The organism is Pseudomonas mangrovi (assembly GCF_003052585.1).
Lineage (GTDB): Bacteria > Pseudomonadota > Gammaproteobacteria > Pseudomonadales > Pseudomonadaceae > Aquipseudomonas > Aquipseudomonas mangrovi.
This window is the reverse complement of sequence record NZ_QASN01000002.1, coordinates 246,607-267,218: the sequence shown is the minus strand read 5'-3', so window position 1 is coordinate 267,218 and position 20,612 is coordinate 246,607. Positions and strand designations below refer to the sequence as shown.

At 66.3% G+C, this 20,612-nt stretch carries 14 protein-coding genes; 6 read left to right on the top strand and 8 right to left on the bottom strand.

Translation table 11 applies throughout. The features are described 5' to 3' along the window. Nucleotides 1-65: 65 nt before the first annotated feature. The 8 genes from DBO85_RS01315 to gatC all read right to left on the bottom strand — a co-directional run bounded on the left by DBO85_RS01315 (nucleotide 66) and on the right by gatC (nucleotide 14,280). Complete coding sequence (locus tag DBO85_RS01315) at nucleotides 66-680, bottom strand: hypothetical protein (protein WP_108104519.1); 615 nt, start codon at nucleotides 678-680, stop codon at nucleotides 66-68. Beyond that, on the bottom strand, nucleotides 677-3,004 hold the full coding sequence (gene pbpC, locus DBO85_RS01310; protein ID WP_108104517.1) for a penicillin-binding protein 1C: 2,328 nt from the start codon (nucleotides 3,002-3,004) through the stop codon (nucleotides 677-679). The genes DBO85_RS01315 and pbpC overlap by 4 nt, the downstream gene beginning before the upstream one ends. Continuing rightward, a complete protein-coding gene (locus tag DBO85_RS01305) occupies nucleotides 3,004-8,817 on the bottom strand; it encodes an alpha-2-macroglobulin (protein ID WP_233356528.1) in 5,814 nt (1,937 codons plus the stop codon). Before DBO85_RS01305 ends, pbpC begins: the two co-directional genes overlap by 1 nt. Nucleotides 8,818-9,057: 240 nt before the next feature. Beyond that, a complete protein-coding gene (locus DBO85_RS01300) occupies nucleotides 9,058-10,146 on the bottom strand; it encodes a calcium/sodium antiporter (protein WP_108104515.1) in 1,089 nt (362 codons plus the stop codon). Between the two features lie 125 nt (nucleotides 10,147-10,271). After that, nucleotides 10,272-10,637, bottom strand: a complete 366-nt coding sequence (locus DBO85_RS01295) for a septal ring lytic transglycosylase RlpA family protein (protein ID WP_108104513.1) — start codon at nucleotides 10,635-10,637, stop codon at nucleotides 10,272-10,274. A 424-nt stretch (nucleotides 10,638-11,061) separates the two neighbouring features. Beyond that, nucleotides 11,062-12,510, bottom strand: coding sequence for an Asp-tRNA(Asn)/Glu-tRNA(Gln) amidotransferase subunit GatB (gatB, locus tag DBO85_RS01290; RefSeq protein WP_108104511.1), 1,449 nt, complete (start codon nucleotides 12,508-12,510; stop codon nucleotides 11,062-11,064). A 14-nt stretch (nucleotides 12,511-12,524) separates the two neighbouring features. Next, nucleotides 12,525-13,976: an Asp-tRNA(Asn)/Glu-tRNA(Gln) amidotransferase subunit GatA gene (gatA, locus tag DBO85_RS01285; protein ID WP_108104509.1), complete on the bottom strand. Its 1,452-nt coding sequence runs from the start codon at nucleotides 13,974-13,976 to the stop codon at nucleotides 12,525-12,527. Nucleotides 13,977-13,992: 16 nt separating this feature from the next. Beyond that, nucleotides 13,993-14,280: an Asp-tRNA(Asn)/Glu-tRNA(Gln) amidotransferase subunit GatC gene (gatC, locus tag DBO85_RS01280; RefSeq protein WP_108104507.1), complete on the bottom strand. Its 288-nt coding sequence runs from the start codon at nucleotides 14,278-14,280 to the stop codon at nucleotides 13,993-13,995. A 192-nt stretch (nucleotides 14,281-14,472) separates the two neighbouring features. Between gatC and mreB the strand changes: the two genes are divergently transcribed. The 6 genes from mreB (at nucleotide 14,473) to rng (ending at nucleotide 20,609) form a co-directional block, all read left to right on the top strand. After that, the gene (gene mreB, locus DBO85_RS01275) at nucleotides 14,473-15,510 is read left to right on the top strand and encodes a rod shape-determining protein MreB (protein ID WP_108104505.1); all 1,038 of its coding nucleotides are present in this window, start codon (nucleotides 14,473-14,475) and stop codon (nucleotides 15,508-15,510) included. A 101-nt stretch (nucleotides 15,511-15,611) separates the two neighbouring features. Further along, nucleotides 15,612-16,556, top strand: a complete 945-nt coding sequence (gene mreC / locus DBO85_RS01270; RefSeq protein ID WP_177429723.1) for a rod shape-determining protein MreC — start codon at nucleotides 15,612-15,614, stop codon at nucleotides 16,554-16,556. Continuing rightward, nucleotides 16,556-17,044: a rod shape-determining protein MreD gene (gene mreD, locus DBO85_RS01265; protein WP_108104501.1), complete on the top strand. Its 489-nt coding sequence runs from the start codon at nucleotides 16,556-16,558 to the stop codon at nucleotides 17,042-17,044. The genes mreC and mreD overlap by 1 nt, the downstream gene beginning before the upstream one ends. Before the next feature lie 151 nt (nucleotides 17,045-17,195). After that, nucleotides 17,196-18,380 (top strand): PEGA domain-containing protein, encoded by a 1,185-nt coding sequence (locus DBO85_RS01260; protein WP_108104499.1) that lies wholly within the window; start codon nucleotides 17,196-17,198, stop codon nucleotides 18,378-18,380. Nucleotides 18,381-18,470: 90 nt separating this feature from the next. Next, the gene (locus DBO85_RS01255) at nucleotides 18,471-19,061 is read left to right on the top strand and encodes a Maf family protein (protein WP_108104497.1); all 591 of its coding nucleotides are present in this window, start codon (nucleotides 18,471-18,473) and stop codon (nucleotides 19,059-19,061) included. A gap of 90 nt (nucleotides 19,062-19,151) precedes the next feature. Next, the gene (rng, locus tag DBO85_RS01250; protein ID WP_108104495.1) at nucleotides 19,152-20,609 is read left to right on the top strand and encodes a ribonuclease G; all 1,458 of its coding nucleotides are present in this window, start codon (nucleotides 19,152-19,154) and stop codon (nucleotides 20,607-20,609) included. Nucleotides 20,610-20,612: the final 3 nt, after the last annotated feature.

The following is a 20,612-nucleotide window of genomic DNA, read 5'->3' as shown; positions in this document are numbered from 1 at the left end:
GGCAGGGGGAGAAATAGCGTAGCCGCCATGCGGCGGCTGCGGGTGTGAGCGTGTCCGGGAGGGTGTCATGGCCCGGGCAGCGGCCGACAGCGCTGCAGTTCGTCAGCCGGCTGCCAGCCGCTCATCCGAGCATCGAGGAAGGCGTCGGCGGCGTCCCTGAGCGGCCCGGGTGCGCTATCCGGGGCAAGCAGTTCGGAGTTGCCGGGAAGCGTGCGCAGCAGGGCGTCCGGGCCGTCACCCCAGAGGAAGGAATAGATGTAGACGTAGCCCGCTTCGGTCTGGCTCTGGTGCTGGGCCACGTTGCGCAGGGCGGCGAGCAGGGTGGCGAAGCTGATGAAGTTCTCGTCGTAGAACACCGCGCCCAGGCGCAGCTCGGCGTTTTCCGGATCGTGACACCAGGCCATGCCGGCGCTGTCCTGCGGCGGTGCTTCCCAGCCGCGGAGAAACTCGCCGACGGTGGCGGCGGGCAGGGTGGTGAAGTAGCGCCGCCAGTCTGCCTGCCATTGCGGGTTCATCCGCGCCCAGTCGTGGAAATCCGCCGCCTGCGGCAGCGGCGAGGCGAGCCAGGCGTCGAGCTCGGCACTGCTCAGTGGCACCTGCATGTACACCCCGCTGGGTTCGGAGGCGGCCAGCGGTTGGCTCAGGGCCAGGCAGAGGAGCAGGGCCAGGCGGCGAATCACGGCAGTATCTCCACGTCGAGGATGCGTTGTGCGCTGCGACCGAGGTCATCGCTGACGCTCAATTGATAACGGCCGGCGCGCTCGGGGCGCCAGTCGAGGACCCGGCCGGCCGGCACTTCGCCGAGCAGGCGCTGGTCGGCGAACCAGTACAGGCGGCGGGCATCGCCGCCGGCGCTGGCGTTCAGGGCGATGGTCTCGTCGGGTTGCGACAGGCGCAGGCTGTAGGTCACCCGGCTCAGCGGCGAGCGGATGCGCGGTGCGGCGTCCGCTGCCGGGCTGGCGCTCTGCTCGCAGTGGTCGGCGGGCGGGCTGCGACGCGGCAGGCCGGCCGCGTTGAACAGCGCCTGCAGGTCGGACGGCCAGAACTCGAAGACCTCCTCGCGCACCTTGGTTGCATCGAATGGCGGACAGGCGCGCTGGCCGGTCTGGATGTCGATGGGTACGGGGCGGTGCAGGGTCGAGACGCGGATCGGCGAAACACCGGGGATGAACCAGCTCGACGTGATACGCGGGCACCAGCGATTGGGCAGGTCACCCGAGGCGCTGCAGATATCGACGCGGCTCAGCCCTGGCGGTGGCACGGGTGGCTGCCAGCTGCGGCGGTCGAGCAGGGGCAGGCCGTCGGCGATGCGGAAGAACAGCGGCGCGGCGCTGCGGATGCCGACGAAGGCGGGGTTCGGCCGCGCGTCGAAGTTGCCGACCCAGACTACCAGTACGTAAGGGCCGACCACGCCGGCGCTCCAGGCGTCGTGGAAGCCCCAGGAGGTGCCGGTCTTCCAGGCCACCGGCCAGGGTGCGTTGCGCGGGTCGGCGGGCAGGCCGTCCGGGCGCGGGGTGGCGGCGAGCATGTCGCGCAGCATGAAGGTCGCTTCGGCCGACAGCAGCGCCTCGCCCGGCGCCGACTGCTGCTCCTGCAGGTAGCGCAGCGGGCGCAGGCGGCCGTCACCGGCGAGCATCAGGTACAGCCGGCCGAGCTCCTCGCTGCTGACTTCGGCGGCGCCCAGCGCCAGGCCCAGGCCGTAGAACTCCTCGCCACGCAGGCCGCGTACGCCGCTGCGTTGCAGCAGGGCGTAGAGGTTCGGCGTGCGCAGCTGGCTGGCCAGCCATACCGCCGGCACGTTGCGGCTGCGGATCAGCGCATCGCGCGCGCTCAGTGGACCGACGAAGCTGCCGTCGAAGTTTTCCGGCTGGTAGGGGCCGAAGGCGCTCGGGGTGTCCTTGAGGATGCTCTGCGGATGGATCAGGCCCTGGTCGATGGCCAGGCCGTAGAGGAACGGCTTGAGCGTCGAGCCTGGCGAGCGGCGCGCGGTCACGCCGTTGACCTGGCCGTGGATCGCCGTCGAGAAATAGTCCGCCGAGCCGACCAGCGCCTTCACCGACTGGTCGCGGCTGTCGATCAGCAGCGCGCTGGCGTTCTCGATGCCGCGCGCGCGGTTCTGCGCGACGAATTGCGCGATCTGTCGCTCCAGCTGCTGCTGCAGTGGCGCCGACAGGGTGCTGTGCAGTTCCGCGCCGGAATGGCGGGCGAGCAACAGCTCGGCGAAGTGCGGCGCGCGGAACGGCAACTGGGCGCGGCTGCGGGCGCTGACCGGCAGCTCCAGTGGTGCGCTGTTGCGCGCATCGTGCGGGTAAACCCTGCGCCACTCGGCCAGCAGGGCCAGGCGCGCGCGATCCAGGCTCGGGCCGAAGTGGCCGCGTCGGCCCGGCTGCTGCGGGATCACCGCCAGTGCCAGGGATTCGGCCAGCGACAGCTCGGCGGCCGGCTTGTTGAAGTAGATGCGGCTGGCGGACTCCATGCCCTCGATATTGCCACCCATGGGCGCCAGGTTGAGGTAGGCCTCGAGGATGTCGCGCTTGCTGTAGCGCGCCTCCAGCCAGAGCGCCAGGCCGATCTGCTGCAGCTTGCCGGGGACATTGCGCGAGTCCAGGCCGTAGAGCCTGCGCGCCAGCTGCATGCTCAGCGTCGAGCCGCCCTGGCGCATGCCGCCGCCCCAGGTCTCGCGCGCGGCACGCAGCAGCGCCGCCGGGTTGACGCCGGGGTGGCGGAAGAAGTGGCGGTCTTCCTTGAGCAGCATGGCCTCGATCAGGCTCGGCGCGAAGCGCTCAAGTGGTACCCAGAGACGGTACTGGCCATCGCTGGCCAGCGTCAGGCGCAGCAGCGCACCGTCTTCGGCCAGCACCACCCGGGACAGCGGCGCCGCCTCGCGCAGCGGCGGTTGCGGCCACAGCCGCAGGGCCAGTAACAGCAGCGCGAGCAGCAGGCAGCTCCAGCCCAGGCGGCGCAGGCGGCGACGCCAGGGGCGGGTGACGACGGGCGCCGCCATCAGGGTTCGAGAATCTCCAGCTGGCCGCTGGCGCCACGCGCCTGCAGGCTGCGCTCGTACATGCCCTCGGCGTAGGGCGGCGGTGTGCCGAAGCGGCCGGCGTTGGTCGCGCGGGCGCGGTAGACGAAGGTCGCCGCGCTGCGCGAGACGCTGCCGTAGAGCACGACCCGGTCCTCGCGTACATCCACCGCGTGCGGCTGCCAGTCACTGCCCGGCTGGTTGCCCAGCGGCGAGTGACGGCCTTCCGGCAGCTCACCGTTCTCGTCCGGCAGCGGATTGTTGTAGACCGGCTCGATGCCACCCGGCAGCAGGTCGACCACTGCCAGTTGCTCGACCCGCTCGCGCTCCACCGCGCGCAGACGCAGGCGCACCAGGAACTCGTCGCCGACCTTGAGCGACTGCAGCGGCGTGCCATCCAGGCCAAGGTAGTCGCGGCTGATCTCCAGGCCCTCACGCAGCTCATCGTTCAGCACGCCCTTGTCGTAGCCGGCCTCGCTGAGCAGGTAGAACGCCGGCAGGTCACCCTCGTGGGTCAGTTCGAGCATGCGGGTGCCCAGCGGCACGGCAGCGCGCGGCGGTTTGCCGGCCAGTGTCAGCTGCTGCAGCTGCTCGCCCAGACGCGCAGCGGCAGCCACCTCGACGCGCTGTTCGCCGACCCGGCCGTAACTGTCCAGGCCACGGATCAGCAGGGCGGCGGAAAGCGAGTTGTACTGGTTGCGCGCCAACTGCCTGGCCAGGCCATCGAGCAGTGCGTCGGGCAGCTCGTCGAGCTGTTCCGGGAAGTGCCGGCTCAGCAGCGCGAGGCGCTCGGCATCGTGGACCAGCTCGTCGTAGTAGGGGCTGTCGCGCTCCATGGTCTTGCCCAGGGTGCGCCATGGCACCTTGGCGAAGATTGCCCGGGCCTGCTTGTCCTGCTTGAGCAGGCGATAGCTGGCGGCCAGGTAGGCGGCGCCGATGTCCTGCTCCCAGCGGTCCTTGAAGTAGGTCTGGTAGCGCTCGTGGATGTCCGCCAGGGCGCCGCTGGTGACCACCCCCTGGCGCGTCAGCAGGTAGCTGGCGTAGGCCCGCAGGCGCAGCTCGGCCATGCCCTGGCTTGGCCCTTCGGCGATGCGCGAAAGGTAGCCGTTGGCACTGTTGAGCAGGTCATCCGGCACGGCGTAGCCGCGCTCGCGGGCCTCGATCAGGAAGTCGCTGGCATAGCTGCTGGCAAAGGCGTCCGCCTCGGGGCTGGCGGCCCACAGGCCAAAGCCGCCGCTCTGGTTCTGGCGCTGGCGCAGCATCCGCAGAGCATCATCGAAACTGCTCCGTGCGTCGGGCGCAAGGCCCAGCGCCGGGGTGCTCCAGATCAGCGTCGGCATCGCCTTGGAAAGCATCTGCTCGGTGCAGCTGTAGCTGTAGTCGGCCAGGTAGTCGGACAGGCCCTGGCTCCACACCAGCGGCGAGGCGCCCAGGCCGAGCTCGACCTTGCGCAGTTGCGGGAACAGCTCGCGGGTCGGCGGCAGCTCCAGGCGATCAGAGCTCAGTCGGCCCAGGCTCAGCTGCACGCGATGCTCCACCGCCGGCCGCACCGAGATGCTCTCGCCGATGCCGATGCGCTTGCCATCGGGCAGCTCGGCGATCACCCGCAGATCGCTCGATCCCAGCTGCTCCAGTGCCTTGAGGCGGAAGCGCGCCACCGCTTCGCGGCGTGGCGCGATGCTCAGCGTCTGTGTCTCGCCCAGCAGCTGCAGGCCCTGGTCGGTTTCCAGGCTGACCTTCACCTCGGCGGCTTCGCCCAGGTTGCTGAAGACCCCGGCGGTGACCAGGAACTCATCGCCCGGTGCGACCATCGCCGGCACGTTGGGGCTGATCACCAGCGGCCCGCGGACCTCTGCGGCGCCTTCGTGGACGCCGACCCGGCTGTCGTCGATCGACACCACGAACCAGCGCAGACGGCCGTTGAAGCTCTCCGGCACCTGGTATTCCAGTGTCGTTTCGCCGGCTGGCAGGTCGATCAGTCCGCTCCACCAGGCTACCGGCGCCTGGCGCTTGCGCTTGAACGGGTTGAGGTGCGCGGCCAGCGCGCCTTCGCCGTCACCGCCGGCGGCGGCCTGGGCCAGCAGCAGGCGGAACTCGGGCAGGATCAGGTCGAGGATCTGGCTGGTCTGCACCTGCAGCGCGCGCTTCTGGAAGAAGTGCCCCAGCGGGTCGGGCGTGCGGTAGCGCGCCACCTGCAGGATGCCGGCGTCGACCGCATACACCAGGGCCTGGCCGGGGCGTTCGGCAGTCAGGCTGATCTGGAAGGTCTGGCCGGGTTCGAGCTGCTCGGAGGCGCTGATCGCCAGCGGCTGGCGGCGTGCGTCCAGATCGATGGCGAAGGGCGCCACGGCGTAGGACAGCGGGCTCATGTAGACCTCCGGCGAGCCGGGGTCGCGGACGAACTGCACGCTGACGTAGGCGTTGCCTTCGATACCCTCGGGCAGGCGGATGCGTTGCACGCTGCTGCTGTTGTCGGCCTTGAACCAGTGCTGGGCGTAGATCTTCTCGCGCTCGATGGTGATCAGCCCGGCGCCGGTGTAGGGCGCGCGCAGGCTCAGCTCGATCTCCTCGCCGGGCGCGTAGCTGGCCTTGTTCAGCTTCAGCTGCAGCTCGGCGTTGCGCTCCAGCGAACGCGAGGCGTTGCCGCTGCCGGCGACACTGTAGTCGAGCTGGTTGAGCAGCTCGCCCTCGGCGGTCTTCAGACGCAGGCTGAACTCGCCGGGGGTGGCGGTTTCCAGCTTCTGCCGCAGGCCCTTGGCTTCAAGTGCCAGGGGCGTGCTGCCGAGGCTGATCTCCTTGCGTCGCGATTCGTAGCGGTAGGTGCCGTCGGACTGCTTGATCAGCACGGAGAGATAGCGATGTTCGATCAGCTCGGTCTGCAGACCGTCGACTGCAACGGGCTCAAGATCCGCTCCGATTGCCTGCCAGTCGATCTCGCGCACTGCGCCGCGGCTGACGTAGCGCAGCGAGTCGCGTGCACGCACGCCGACCAGCCAGGGCGCGCTGGAGACCAGCACGCTGCTGTGGGCGGCGACGTTGCGCCCGCCTTCGGCCTCGAACACCCGCGCCAGCAGGTCGATGCGATAGGTGCTGCGGGCAAAGCGCGCCAGACGCAGGTCGATTTCGGCCTGGCCGTCGGCATCGGTGGTCAGGTCTTCGATGGTTTCCTCGAAGCTCTCCTCCAGCAGGTTGTTGAGCTGGAAGCGGTACTCCGGCCAGGCACTGAACGCAGCCTGGCCCGGGGTCAGGCGCAGATCGGCGACCACCCGGCGATCGGATGCCGGCGCGCCGAACAGGTGCTGGGCGTCGACTTTTGCCGTCACCGCGTCAGGCTCGATCCAGCCCTTGACCGGCGCGGCGCTGAGGCTGGCGGCAACTTTCATCCGGTCCGGCTCGAAGTCACGCACCTTGAAACGCGTGTCACCGAGCGGGATGCGGCGCTGCTGTTCGCCGATCAGGTTCAGGCTTGCGATGTACTCGCCGGCCGGTGACACCTCGCTGCTGGTGAAGTCGTCGGTGAGCAGGCCGCTGGCCGGCAGGTCGAGGCGCTTGCGCTGTACCAGCATGCCGCGCGGGTCGAAGATCTGCAGTTCCAGCGGCAGGCCGGCGAGGCTGCCGGCCCAGTCGTCACGTCGTACCAGCATGCCCAGGTGGGCGGTTTCACCGGGACGATAGAGGCCGCGGTCGCTGAACAGGTAGGCGCGCAGACGCTGGCCGTCGGCATCGTCGGTCAGGCCGCCGATGTCGAAGCGCGACAGGTCCAGGCGATGGCTGTAGCGGCCCAGCGGCAGGAAGGACATGTCGTTGCCCAGGCTCGCGACCACCATCAGCGGGGTCTTTTCGCGGCGCAGATCGCCAAGCCCGGCGAAATGCGCGCGGCCCTCGGCATCGGTTTCGCCGCTTTGCACCGGCAGGCCGTTGCGACCGAGGATCTCGACCTTCGCGCCGCTTACCGGCAGGCCGCTTTCGATCGACTGGACGAAGACGTCCTGGCTGCCATCGGCCGAGCGCTTGGCGATGATTCCCAGGTCGGTGACGACGATGAAGCGCAGGTCGCTGTTGTCGCGGTTGTAGTAGTCGAAGGTTGGCCGGTCGGCCGGATTGCTGCCTTGACGTTGCTCGGCGATGCGTACCACGAACACGCCACGGCGACCGCCGGCGTTGGAGAGGTAGGGGTTCAGGTCGACATGGTCGTAGCGCGCCTTGGCCGGGTCGCCCGGCGGCAGGCTGATCGGCAGGTGCTCGCGTTCGACCATGCGATCGAAGTAGTCGTTGCTGAAATAGGGGCGGGCAAAACTGCCGCCGGCCTGGTCGACCAGGTGATGCAGCTGGTTTGGCAGCAGTCGTGCGACTTCCACCTCGACATCGTTCATGCCGCGCACCAGGAAGCCCAGCCGGCGCTCGCCGTTGACGCCGAGCAGCGATCCGTCGCCGAGAAAGCGCAGGGCCCGCGGATAGTCGGGCATGCGCAGCAGGGATTCGGTCGGGTGGCGTGCCAGGTAGCCGCCGACGGCTTCGATCTGCGCCGGCAGGTTCAGGTACAGATAGCGTCCGGGCGGGGCGCGGAACTTGAAGGCGTGCAGGCTGTTGAGCGGCTCGATGCTCGGCACGTGCTCCAGGGCAACCTTCTCCGAGCGTGCCAGGGTGGCCTCGTCGATCTGCTCGCGGCTCCAGTAGGCGGAGTCGTTCGGCGTGCGCTCCGGCAGCAGCCAGGCCGACAGCTTGCCGGCGATGGCCTCGTCGGCCACGGCGCTGGAGCTGTCGAACATGATCACCGGTTCCGGCTCGCTGTCGCTGTTGTCGACGAACTGGATGCGTGCGCCGCTGAAACTCAGTTGATAGCGGCCGGGAACGCTGGCGCGGGCCTGCAGCGGTTCGGCCTGTGCATCACCACCGGCGGCGGCACGTACACCCTTGTCCAACTGCAGGGTGACGGCGACGGTTTCCAGCGGGGTGGCCAGTGGCGCGGAGTGCACGTAGGCGCTCAGGCGCAGCTTGTCGAAGCTGATCTCGGGCGTGCTCGGCTGGTCCTGGTCGCGGTAGGCCAGCCCGCGATCGAGGATGATCGCCACGCGCTTGCGCACGCTGTCCTCATCGACCGGGTGGCTGAAATTGAGGGTCACCACCAGCTTCTTCAGGCTGGCGATGCTTGGATCCTGATACAGGGTGCTGCTGCCGAGGGAGACGCGGAACGGCTGGCTGGAAAACTCCGTCTGGTAGTTGTCGAGCAGTACACCGGGCGCCAACAGCTCGTCCTTGGCCAGTTGCAGGCTGTAGCGTTGGCCTACCGGCCAGTCCGCCGCCGGGGTGAACACCAGCTTGCGGTCGCCGGCCCACTGCCAGCTGCCTTCGATGGCAGGTTTGAGCTGCAGCAACTCGCCGGCGACCGGCTTGCCGATGGCCGCGAGTGGCGCGGCGGGTTCGTCGAAGTCGACCACCAGCGGGGCAATGCGTATCGGCTCCTGGCGGTAGTCGGTGAGTGCCGGTGCCTGCACGCTGTAGCTGACCCGATGTGGTTGCGGCAGGTTGACGTACCAGTGCCAGGCGTAGGCGCCCAGCGCGATCAGCAGCGTAAGCAGCAGACCGCCGCCGAGGCTGCGTCGCGGATTCTGACGCAGGCTGCGGCCGGACGCGGCGCCGAGACGGCCGACGCCACGCAGCCAGCCCGGTGCGCTCCAGCTCAGGCGTCCGAACAGCAGCGCGAACAACCAGCGCAGCAGGCGCAGGAGAAGGCGCGGAATGAACAGCAATACCGCCAGCAGTCGCTGGGCGAGGTTCATGGGCGAACTGGGCATGGGGCGTCCTTGCAGGGGGCTGCGGTTCACGATGGACGGGCACGAGCGTGCCGGTCCGGGCAGAGCGGGCGATTATGCGCCGGCCGTACTGCCCCTTCCATAGTGCTTTGGTAAACCTGCGAGGCCGCTCAACAAAAGCCTCAGCGCACGACGGTTGCGCCGTTGCGCTGCCGCGGGTTTGTCCAGTTCACCGCGGCGAACAGCAGGGTGCTGTTGGGCCTCGCTTCGCTCGGCGCCAACCTACCTCTGCTTGTGCCAGGCGCGTGCGGCAATCACCAGCAGGGTGATGGCGGTCAGCGGGACCACGTAACCGAGCATGGCTTCGCCAAAGGTCTCGGCGAACGGCCGGCCGGTGTTGAACAGCACCAGGTAGCCGGTGTAGGCGGCGTAGTAGGCGACAAACAGCAGCCCTTCCCAGCGGTTGATCCGGTAGCCGGCGAAGAAGATCGGCAGGCAGGCAACGGCCACCGCGATCATCACCGGGAAGTCGAAAGCCAGCGCCGTGGGCGATACCGAGATCGCGGTCGGCGAGACCAGCGATGCCAGCCCGAGCACGCACAGCAGGTTGAAGATGTTGCTGCCGACGATGTTGCCCACGGCGATGTCGCGTTCGCCCTTGTAGGCGGCAATGACCGAGGTGGCCAGCTCTGGCAGCGAGGTGCCGATGGCGATGACGGTCAGGCCGATGACCAGCTCCGACAGACCCAGCGCACGAGCCAGGGTGACGGCGCCTTCGACCAGCAGGTTGGAGCCGCCGACCAGCAGCACCAGGCCAGCGATCAGCAGGCCCAGGTTGATTACCCAGGCGTAGGGCTTGGGCGCTTCATGCAGGCCGAACTCCTTGGCGAACTCGTCGTCCTCTTCGCTCGCCTTGCCGGCACGGCGACTGCTGATGATCAGGAATGCGGTGTAGGCGATCACGCCGGCGAACAGCAGGGCGCCGTCCAGACGGCTCAGCGAGCCGTCCCAGGCCAGGCCGAACACGACGAAGCTGGCGCCGATCATGATCGGTACATCCAGGCGAATCAGTTGGCGCGAGACGATCAATGGGGCGATCAGCGCGGTGATCCCGAGGATCAGCAGGACGTTGGCGATGTTCGAGCCGATCACGTTGCCAATCGCCAGGTCGCCGCTGCCGGCCCAGGCCGCCTGCACGCTGACCGCAGTTTCCGGCGCGCTGGTGCCGAAGGCGACCACGGTCAGGCCGATCACCAGTGGTGGAATGCCGAACTGGGCGGCCAGGCGTGCTGCGCCGCGCACCAGTACCTCGGCGCCAACGACGAGCAGGACCAGGCCGGCGATCAGATAGACGAAGGTCATCGGAGTCATGTTGCGGGCTCTCTGAAAAAAGGTGCCATAGGATAGCGATCTGCCTGGCGGACGCCAGTGCCGGCAGCGAGTTTGCCAGGCGGCCGCCGAGCGGACGGAGGTCGGCGCCTGAGGCTTTGTCCGTATCAGTCGCCGAGACGTTCCACGCGAACCGGCACCACCCCCGCGCGGACCATGTCCAGCGCCTGCGCCGCTGCACGCGAAACATCGATGATGCGGCCGCGGGCATAGGGGCCGCGGTCATTGATGCGCACTACCACGCTGCGGTCGTTGTTCAGATTGGTGACACGCACCCGGCTGCCGAAAGGTAATTCGCGGTGGGCGGCGGTCAGCGCGTTCTGATCGAAGCGCTCGCCGCTGGCGGTGCGCTTGCCATGGTGCTGGGGGCCGTACCAGGAAGCCTTGCCGGTTTCGCTCGAACCGACTCCGCCGATGGTCGAGCAGCCGGCGAGCATGGCGAGCAGGCTGAAGAGAATGAGGCTTCTGAACATGGATGGGGTCGCTCCTGATGTGGATGTGCAGCGGGCGCTTCTGCTTCAGTGGCCGCGCTGCAATGGCCGTGGTGGATGAAAAGAGCGTCATCCACCCTACGCCGGGCCGGCAGCGTTGATTGGCTTGGGGCTGCGTAGGGTGGACGACGCTTCATCCGTCCACCGTTGCGCAATTTGCTTGGTGGATGAAAAGAGCGTCATCCACCCTACGTCGGGCCGGCTCCGCGAGCAGCCGAAACCCCGTAGGGTGGACGACGCTTGATCCGTCCACCGCTGCGCAATTGCCTGGTGGACGAGAAGGGCGTCATCCACCCTGCGTCGGAGTAGACGTCCCTGTCGCGGCGGCGGCTTTATCCTGAAGCCCCGGCCCGGTCATCCATGGCCGGTCGCTCGCCGGGCCAACGCAGGCGTTGGCTCGCCCGGCTCACCCCTCCAGCTTCTTCTTCAGCAGCTCGTTGACCTGGCCGGGGTTGGCCTTGCCTTTCGAGGCCTTCATCGCCTGGCCGACGAAGAAGCCGAACATCTTGCCGCGCTTGGCTTCGTCGCTGGCGCGGTACTGTTCGACCTGTTCGGCGTTGGCCGCCAGCACTTCATCCAGCATGCTTTCGATGGCGCCGGAGTCGGTGACCTGCTTGAGGCCTTTCTTCTCGATCACTTCATCGGCGCTGGCGCCTTCACCGGCGGCCAGGGCCTCGAAGACCATCTTGGCGATCTTGCCACTGATGGTGTTGTCCTTGATGCGCAGGATCATCCCGCCCAGCTGCTCGGCCGACACGGGTGACTGCTCGATATCGAGGTTGTCCTTGTTGAGCAGGCTGGACAGCTCGCCCATTACCCAGTTGGCGGCCAGCTTGGCGTCGCCGCATACGGTGTTGACTGCCTCGAAGTAGTCGGCCAGTTCACGACTGGCGGCCAGCACCGTGGCGTCATAGGCAGACAGACCGAACTGCGCCTCGAAGCGTTCACGCTTCTGCACCGGCAGCTCCGGCAGGCTGGCGCGCACCTCGTCGAGGAAGCTCTGCTCGATCACCACCGGCAGCAGATCCGGGCAGGGGAAGTAGCGGTAGTCGTTGGCCTCTTCCTTGCTGCGCATGGAGCGCGTCTGGTCCTTGTTCGGGTCGTACAGGCGGGTTTCCTGCACCACTTTGCCGCCGTCCTCGATCAGTTCGATCTGCCGCTGTACCTCATGGTTGATCGCCTTCTCGATGAAACGGAACGAGTTGACGTTCTTGATCTCGGCGCGGGTGCCGAACTCGGCCTGGCCTTTCGGCCGTACCGAGACGTTGCAGTCGCAGCGCAGCGAGCCTTCGGCCATGTTGCCGTCGCAGATGCCGAGGTAGCGCACCAGGGCATGGATGGCTTTGACATAGGCCACCGCTTCCTTGGCCGAACGGATGTCCGGCTCGGAAACGATTTCCAGCAGTGGCGTGCCGGCGCGGTTCAGGTCGATGCCACTCATGCCGTGGAAGTCTTCGTGCAGGCTCTTGCCGGCGTCCTCTTCCAGGTGCGCGCGGGTGATGCCGATGCGCTTGGTGGTGCCGTCTTCCAGGGTGATGTCGAGGAAGCCCTTGCCGACGATGGGGTGATCCATCTGGCTGGTCTGATAGCCCTTGGGCAGGTCCGGGTAGAAGTAGTTCTTGCGGGCGAAGACGTTCTGCGGCGCGATATGCGCGTCGATGGCCAGGCCGAACTTGCAGGCCATGCGCACCGCTTCGGCGTTGAGTACCGGCAGGGTGCCGGGCATGCCCAGGTCAACCAGGCTGGCCTGGGTGTTGGGCTCGGCACCGAAGGTGGTGGCGCTGCCGGAGAAGATCTTCGACCGGGTGCTGAGCTGGGCGTGGATTTCCAGCCCGATGACGGTTTCCCATTGCATGTGCTAGTCCTTCCTCAGAAGCCGCTCGGAGCTTGTGTGTGCCAGTCGCTGACCTGCTGATACTGGTGTGCGACGTTGAGCAGACGAGCTTCCTGGAAGTAGTTGCCGAGCAACTGCACACCCACCGGCAGGCCGTCGACGAAGCCGGCCGGCATCGACAGGCCGGGGACTCCGGCGAGGTTGGCGGTGATGGTGTAGATGTCTTCCAGGTACGCCGCAACCGGGTCGTCGTTCTTCTCGCCGAGCTTCCACGCCAGGTTCGGCGTGGTCGGGCCGAGGATCAGGTCGACCTCTTCGAAGGCGCGGACGAAGTCGTTCTTGATCAGCCGGCGGATCTTCTGCGCCTTCAGGTAGTAGGCGTCGTAGTAGCCGGCCGAGAGCGCGTAGGTGCCGACCATGATGCGGCGCTTCACTTCGGCGCCGAAGCCTTCGGCGCGCGAACGCTTGTACAGGTCCTCGAGGTTCTGCGGGTTTTCGCAGCGATAGCCGAAGCGCACGCCGTCGAAGCGCGACAGGTTGCTGCTGGCTTCGGCCGGGGCGATCACGTAGTAGGCCGGAATGGCGTGCTGCATGTTCGGCAGGGAAATCTGTTTGACGGTCGCGCCGAGCTTCTTCAGCTCCTCGACCACCGCCATGACCTTCTCGCCGATGCGCGCATCCAGGCCGGCGCCGAAATATTCCTTCGGCAGGCCGATGCGCAAGCCATTCAGCGGCTGGCCAAGGGTGGCCAGGTAGTCGTCGACTGGCTGATCGACGCAGGTCGAATCCTTGGCATCGAAACCGGCGATGGCCTGCAGTATCAGTGCGCAGTCCTCTGCCGTGCGGGCCAAGGGGCCGCCCTGATCGAGGCTGGAGGCGTAGGCGATCATGCCCCAGCGGGAAACGCGGCCGTAGGTCGGCTTGAGGCCGGTGAGGTTGGTCAGTGCGGCCGGCTGGCGAATCGAGCCACCGGTGTCGGTGCCGGTCGCCGCCGGAATCAGCCGCGCCGCCACCGCAGCGGCCGAGCCACCCGAGGAGCCGCCCGGCACGCGGGTCAGGTCCCAGGGGTTCTTCACCGGGCCGTAGTGGCTGGATTCGTTGGCCGAGCCCATGGCGAATTCGTCCATATTCAGCTTGCCGAGGCTGACGCTACCGGCTGTGGCGAGCTTCTCGACGACCGTGGCGTCATAGGGCGCCTTGAAGCCAGTGAGGATTTTCGAGCCGCAGCTGGTCAGCACGTCTTTCGTGCAGAACAGATCCTTGTGGGCGATGGGCGCGCCGAGCAGGGCGCCGTCCTCGCCCGCGGCGCGGCGTGCGTCGGCGGCACGGGCCTGCGCCAGCGCCTGCTCTTCGGTGACGGTGATGAAGCTGTTGAGCTGGGGGTCGAGCTGCGCGATGCGCGCGAGCAGGGCGGTGGTCAGTTCCACCGAGGAGAAGCGCTTGTCGGCGAGGCCGCGGGCGATCTCGGCCAGGGTCAGCTGGTGCATGGGAAACCCTTTCCTTTTATTCGATGACTTTCGGCACGAGGTAGAGGCCGTTCTCGACGGCGGGGGCGATGGCCTGGTAGGCGTCGCGCTGGTTCTGCTCGCTGACCGCGTCGGCGCGCAGGCGCTGGGTGGTTTCCAGCGGATGGGCGAGCGGCTCGACGCCATCGGTGTCGACCGCCTGCATGGCGTCGATCAGGCCGAGGATGTTGTTGAGGGTCGCGGTGGTGCGTGGCAGGTCGTCTTCGGCCAGGCCGAGGCGGGCCAGGTGAGCGATCTTTTCCACGTCGGAGCGTTCAAGCGCCATCGGGGGTCTCCAGTGGAATGCTTGCGGGCGGTCGCGAGGGCGTTGTCGGGTCGCTGAAGCGCCCGTCGTGCCTGCCCTCGACAGGTCGAAAGCCCGGAAATCTACCACATCGGCCGCCTTGCCCAAAGTCCTTGCGGTTGTTAGAGTTTGCCGCACTTTTTTACCCACGCGTTGCCTAGGGACCCTTTCCCCATGTTCAAGAAACTGCGTGGCATGTTTTCCAGCGATCTTTCCATTGACCTGGGCACTGCCAACACCCTGATTTATGTCCGCGAACGCGGCATCGTGCTGAACGAGCCGTCGGTCGTCGCCATCCGTACCCATGGCAACCAGAAGAGCGTCGTTGCGGTCGGTACCGAAGCCAAGCGCATGCTCGGCCGTACCCCCGGCAACATTGCCGCGATCCGTCCGATGAAGGACGGGGTGATCGCCGATTTCAGCGTCTGCGAGAAGATGCTGCAGTACTTCATCAACAAGGTTCACGAAAACAGCTTCCTGCAGCCCAGCCCGCGTGTGCTGATCTGCGTGCCCTGCAAATCGACCCAGGTCGAGCGCCGGGCGATACGTGAATCGGCGCTGGGCGCCGGCGCGCGTGAGGTGTTCCTGATCGAGGAGCCGATGGCTGCGGCCATCGGTGCCGGCCTGCCGGTGGAAGAGGCGCGTGGTTCGATGGTCGTCGACATCGGCGGCGGTACCACCGAGATCGCGCTGATCTCGCTCAACGGTGTGGTCTATGCCGAGTCCGTGCGGGTCGGCGGTGATCGCTTCGACGAGGCGATCATCACCTACGTTCGCCGCAACTACGGCAGTCTGATCGGTGAATCCACTGCCGAGCGGATCAAACAGGAGATCGGTACGGCGTTCCCCGGTGGCGAGATCCGTGAGGTCGACGTGCGTGGCCGCAACCTGGCCGAAGGGGTGCCGCGCAGCTTCACCCTCAATTCCAACGAAGTGCTCGAGGCACTGCAGGAATCGCTGGCGACCATCGTTCAGGCGGTCAAGAGTGCACTGGAACAGTCGCCGCCGGAACTCGCCTCGGACATCGCCGAGCGCGGTCTGGTGCTGACGGGTGGTGGCGCGTTGTTGCGAGATCTGGACAAGCTGCTGTCGCAGGAAACCGGCCTGCCGGTGATCGTCGCCGAGGAGCCGCTGACCTGCGTCGCCCGTGGCGGCGGTCGTGCGCTGGAGATGATGGATCGCCACAGCATGGACCTGCTGTCCAGCGAGTGATCGGTCGGGTCGCCGGTTTGTGGCGACCTTCGGCATGCGAGCGCCTGCAAGACGCTCGCTGCCAGTGAATTCAGCCTACAAAGGAGCGCGCCATCAACCGCCTGTTTGGCAAAGGCCCTGCATTGGGAGGCCGCCTGCTGGTGCTGGTGGTGCTTTCGGCTGCGCTGATGGTGGTCGACGCGCGGTTCTCCGGACTCAAGCAGTTTCGCGCGGCAATGGGGCTGGTGCTGATGGAGTTCTACTGGGTCACCGACATGCCGGTGCGCGCCTGGAACACCGTTAGTGCCCAGTTCACCAGCCATAGCGAGCTGCTTGCGGAAAACGAGAAGCTCAAGGCCGAGGCGTTGCTGATGCAGCGCCGGCTGCAGCGACTGGCGGCTCTTACCGAGCAGAACGTGCGCCTGCGCGAGTTGCTCAACTCGGCCGCGCTGGTCGATGACGAGGTTCTGGTCAGCGAGCTGATCGGTGTCGACCCGAATCCCTTCTCGCATCGCATCATCATCGACAAAGGGGGGCGCGATGGCGTCTTTCTCGGCCAGCCGGTGCTCGATGCGCGCGGCCTGATGGGCCAGGTGGTCGAAGTCATGCCGTACAGCTCGCGGGTGCTGCTGCTCACCGACAACACCCACAGCATTCCGGTGCAGATCAATCGCAATGGTCTGCGGGTGATTGCCACGGGTACCGGCAACCCGGAGAGCCTGGAGCTGCGCCATGTCGCTGACACCGCTGACGTCAAGGAAGGCGATCTGCTGGTCAGCTCAGGGCTCGGTCAGCGCTTCCCGGCCGGTTATCCGGTGGCCACGGTGAAGGAGGTCATCCACGATTCCGGTCAGCCGTTCGCCATCGTCCGAGCGGTGCCCACTGCGGCATTGAATCGCAGTCGCTATCTGTTGCTGGTGTTCACTGACGGCCGTACTGCCGAGCAGCGTGCTGCAGATGCTGCGCAGGCGCAGGAGGAAGAGGATCGCAAGGCGGCGGGCGAGACGTCCGTGCCGCCGGCGCAGGTGCCGGAAAGCCCTGCGGATGCAGTAGAGGAGGCTCGCTGATGCCGGTACCGACGTCCCGTGACGGCTGGGTGATCTGGCTCAGCATGCTGCTCGGGCTGCTGCTCAGCGTGATGCCGCTACCGGATTTCATGCAGGTCGGCCGGCCGCTCTGGCTGGCGATGCTGCTGGCGTTCTGGAATCTCAATCTGCCGCATCGGGTAGGCATGCTGAGCGCCTGGTGCCTGGGCCTGGCAGCCGATGTGCTCTATGGCGATCTGCTCGGCCAGAATGCCCTGGTGCTTACGCTCAGTCTGTTCATGGTGCAGTCGTTGCAGCGACGGTTGCGGATGTTCCCGCTGTGGCAGCAGAGTCTGGTGCTGCTGGTGGTCTTCGGGCTTGCCCAACTGGTCCAGCTGTGGCTCAACGCACTGACCGGCAATCGCCCGCCGACGCTGTTGTTCCTGCTGCCGGCGCTGACCAGTGCCCTGCTCTGGCCGTGGCTGTACGTGGCGCTGCAATGGCTGCGTCGGCGTTTTGCGGTGTATTGAGGGGAGTTCGGCGAGGGTGTCCGGGGAGCGCTGCGCTTGCCTTGATGCGCAACGGCTTTTCTGAAATCATGCGCCATCCATGGCAGACCGCCAGTAGAAAGCTCCTGAATTCAGGCAGACAAAAGCATAAGAGCACGGGACGACGTAGGTTATGGAAGCTGATGTTTCGATTTGTTCCAAACCGGGCCGCATTCGCGTCCTGTCCCTGATCGCCGTTGGCGGACTCGCCTGGGCCCTGCTTCTGGGCAGCGCTCCAAGCCAGGCGGATGGTGCCCCCCAGGCGCCGCAGTCCTCTCAGACGACAACCTCGGCGAAAAGTTCACCCGCCCCTTCATCCTCTTCCTCCAAACAGACCGCCACATCGGGCACTCCTGCCTCGTCGGCTGCAGCGGTGCAACCGGGTTCCCCGCGTGAAGAGCAACTGGCGGCCAAGATCGCCGAGCTGGATGGCATCCTGCTTGAGCGGCAGAAGCTCGAAGACACCCTGCGGGTGGAAAAGAGTGCCCAGACCGCCGCCAAGATGCAGCTGGCCGACGCCAAGAAACTGATCCGTCTGGAAGTCGAAGATTTTTTTCGCGAAAGCAGCAACAGCGAACGTCTCGATGGTCTTCTGGGCGAGTACAAGCGCGAGTCCGACAACCATGCCGCGGCGCTGGCGCGTGTCGAGTCGATCGAGAAGGACCTGGCCGGCCAACATCTGAAGTTTTCCCAGGCCGAGCGTGATGTCGAACGCCTGCGCGCGCAGCTCGCTGCCGAGGTGCGCGAGCGCAACAGCAAGAAGATTCAGGCCATCGCTCGCAAGCTGGACAAGACCCTGCAGTTCGAAGAGTCGGTGTCCTTCCGCTGCTCGCCGAACAAGAGCCTCGCTGCCTGTCTGGCCGAGCAGCGTGACGATGGGCGGATGTCGCAGTGGGTGCTGGACAACTATCAGCGCGTGCTCGCCGCAGACATCAGCGACCAGGTCGACAGTCTGACCCTGAGCCCGAACTGGTACCGCTATCGGACCAAGGTGGACTTCTCCCAGGCCAGCATGAATCTGGATGGCACCGTCAATGCTCAGCTCAACGTCAAGGCCACGGTCATCGCCAAGAAGATGATGGCCTGTGCGATCCTCGAAGTGCCCTACGATCTGTGCGACAGCAAGACCCACTCGCTGATCGTGCGCAGCAACAAGTACGACGATCAGGTCCTGATCAATGATCAGGACCACGGTTCGACGCCGGTCTCGGTGGTCCTCGACAGCGGTGTCTACCATGTCCAGGTCATCTCTGGTGGCATCACCCAGAAGCGCACTCTGTCGCTGCAGGGTGATCAGGTGGTGCACTTCAAGTTCTGACAGTGCGCAGGGGGGAATGGCCCCCTGCCTGCTTTCCCGAACTCTTGCGAATGTGCGAACCTGCCGCGTGTTTTTTCTCAAGGACCCGGCATGGGCGCTCTGTATCTCGCCTCGACCTCTCCCCGCCGCCGTGAGCTGCTTGCGCAGATCGGCGCTCCCTTTTCCCTGCTGAACGTGGATATCGACGAATCGCTGCTGCCCGGCGAGGCGCCTGAAGTCTATGTTCAGCGCCTCGCGCGGGAGAAGGCGCAGGCCGGTTTTGCCGCGCTGGCTGATTCGAATGCCTGCGTGCTGGGTGCCGATACCAGCGTCGTGCTCGATGATCAGGTGCTCGGCAAGCCGGCCGGTCGTGGTGAGGGGCTGGCGATGCTCGCTGCGTTGTCCGGTCGCGCTCATCGGGTGCTCACTGCCGTTGCCCTGCGCAGTCGCGATGCCTGCGAGGTGCGGCTGGTGGCCAGCGAGGTGCGTTTTCGCCAGATCGGCGATGCGGAAGCGGCGGCTTACTGGGATAGCGGCGAGCCGTGCGACAAGGCCGGCGGTTATGCGATCCAGGGTTGGGGCGCGGTGTTCGTCAGCCAGCTGCACGGCAGCTATTCCGCCGTGGTGGGTCTGCCGTTATGTGAAACGGCGCAGCTTCTCGACGCATTTGGTCTCAAGCGCTGGTGCAGTTCCGCGAGCTAGAGCCTGTGGCTCAGGCGCGCATGCCGCTAGAATCTCCTGCATACCTTCAGCAAAGGCTGGCTGCGGCCACGCCGGCACCCGAGTAGAACCATGAGCGAAGAAATCCTGATCAACATCACGCCGATGGAGTCGCGCGTGGCCGTGGTGGAAAACGGTGTACTGCAGGAAGTGCATGTCGAGCGAACCCAGCGCCGCGGCATCGTCGGCAACATCTACAAGGGCAGGATCGTCCGGGTGCTGCCGGGAATGCAGGCGGCCTTCGTCGATATCGGTCTGGAGCGAGCCGCCTTCATCCATGCTTCGGAAATATCCACCCGCGAAGGCAATGCGGTGGAGAGCATCAGCGCACTGGTGCACGACGGCCAGGCGCTGGTGGTGCAGGTCACCAAGGACCCGATCGGCAGCAAGGGCGCGCGATTGACCACCCATCTGTCGATCCCGTCGCGCTATCTGGTCTATATGCCGCGCACCAGTCATGTCGGCATCTCCCTGCGGATCGAGGATGAGGCCGAGCGTGAAAGGCTCAAGCAGGTGGTGGCCGATTGCGTCGCCGCCGAGGGCATCGAGGAAGCGGGTGGCTTCATCCTGCGCACAGCGGCGGACGGTGCCGGGGCGGAGGAGATTCTGGTCGACATTCGCTATCTGCGCAGGCTCTGGGACCAGATCGCGGCGCAGATGCAGACGGTCGGCGCCCCCTCGCTGATCTACGAGGATCTGTCGCTGGCGCTGCGCACCATGCGCGATCTGGTGACGCCGCGGATCGAGAAGATCCGCATCGACTCGCGGGAAACCTTCCAGAAGGTCACCCAGTTCGTCGCCGAGTTGATGCCGGAAATCTCCGACCGCCTGGAGCACTATCCCGGCGAACGACCGATCTTCGATCTCTACGGGGTCGAGGACGAGATCCAGAAGGCGCTGGAACGCAAGGTGCCGCTCAAGTCCGGCGGTTACCTGATCATTGATCCGGCCGAGGCGATGAGCACCATCGACGTCAATACCGGTGCCTTCGTCGGCCATCGCACGCTCGAAGAAACCATCTTCAAGACCAATCTCGAGGCAGCCACCGCCATCGCCCGACAACTGCGTCTGCGCAATCTGGGCGGTATCGTCATCATCGATTTCATCGACATGGAAGACGAGGAGCACCAGCGACAGGTGCTGCGCACCCTCGAGAAGCAGCTGGAACGTGATCACGCCAAGACCAACATCATCGGCATCACCGAATTGGGGCTGGTGCAGATGACCCGCAAGCGCACCCGCGAAAGTCTGCAGCAGGTGCTCTGCGAGCCCTGCAGCCACTGTCAGGGTCGCGGCACGTTGAAGACCCCGGAAACCGTCTGCTACGAGATCTTCCGCGAGATCCTGCGCGAGGCACGTGCCTATCAGGCCGAGGGCTATCGGGTGCTGGCCAATCAGAAGGTGGTCGATCGCCTGCTCGACGAGGAGTCGGGCAACGTGGCCGATCTGGAGTCCTTCATCGGTCGCACCATCAAGTTCCAGGTCGAAACCATGTACTCCCAGGAGCAATACGATGTCGTGCTGCTCTGATGC

Bases quoted from the DNA above. Each gene is read 5' to 3' on its own strand.
- pbpC (WP_108104517.1), bottom strand. From the start codon at position 3,004: ATGGCGGCGCCCGTCGTCACCCGCCCCTGGCGTCGCCGCCTGCGCCGC.
- DBO85_RS01305 (WP_233356528.1), bottom strand. From the start codon at position 8,817: ATGCCCAGTTCGCCCATGAACCTCGCCCAGCGACTGCTGGCGGTATTG.
- DBO85_RS01300 (WP_108104515.1), bottom strand. From the start codon at position 10,146: ATGACTCCGATGACCTTCGTCTATCTGATCGCCGGCCTGGTCCTGCTC.
- DBO85_RS01295 (WP_108104513.1), bottom strand. From the start codon at position 10,637: ATGTTCAGAAGCCTCATTCTCTTCAGCCTGCTCGCCATGCTCGCCGGC.
- gatB (WP_108104511.1), bottom strand. From the start codon at position 12,510: ATGCAATGGGAAACCGTCATCGGGCTGGAAATCCACGCCCAGCTCAGC.
- gatA (WP_108104509.1), bottom strand. From the start codon at position 13,976: ATGCACCAGCTGACCCTGGCCGAGATCGCCCGCGGCCTCGCCGACAAG.
- gatC (WP_108104507.1), bottom strand. From the start codon at position 14,280: ATGGCGCTTGAACGCTCCGACGTGGAAAAGATCGCTCACCTGGCCCGC.
- mreB (WP_108104505.1), top strand. From the start codon at position 14,473: ATGTTCAAGAAACTGCGTGGCATGTTTTCCAGCGATCTTTCCATTGAC.
- mreD (WP_108104501.1), top strand. From the start codon at position 16,556: ATGCCGGTACCGACGTCCCGTGACGGCTGGGTGATCTGGCTCAGCATG.
- DBO85_RS01260 (WP_108104499.1), top strand. From the start codon at position 17,196: ATGGAAGCTGATGTTTCGATTTGTTCCAAACCGGGCCGCATTCGCGTC.
- DBO85_RS01255 (WP_108104497.1), top strand. From the start codon at position 18,471: ATGGGCGCTCTGTATCTCGCCTCGACCTCTCCCCGCCGCCGTGAGCTG.
- rng (WP_108104495.1), top strand. From the start codon at position 19,152: ATGAGCGAAGAAATCCTGATCAACATCACGCCGATGGAGTCGCGCGTG.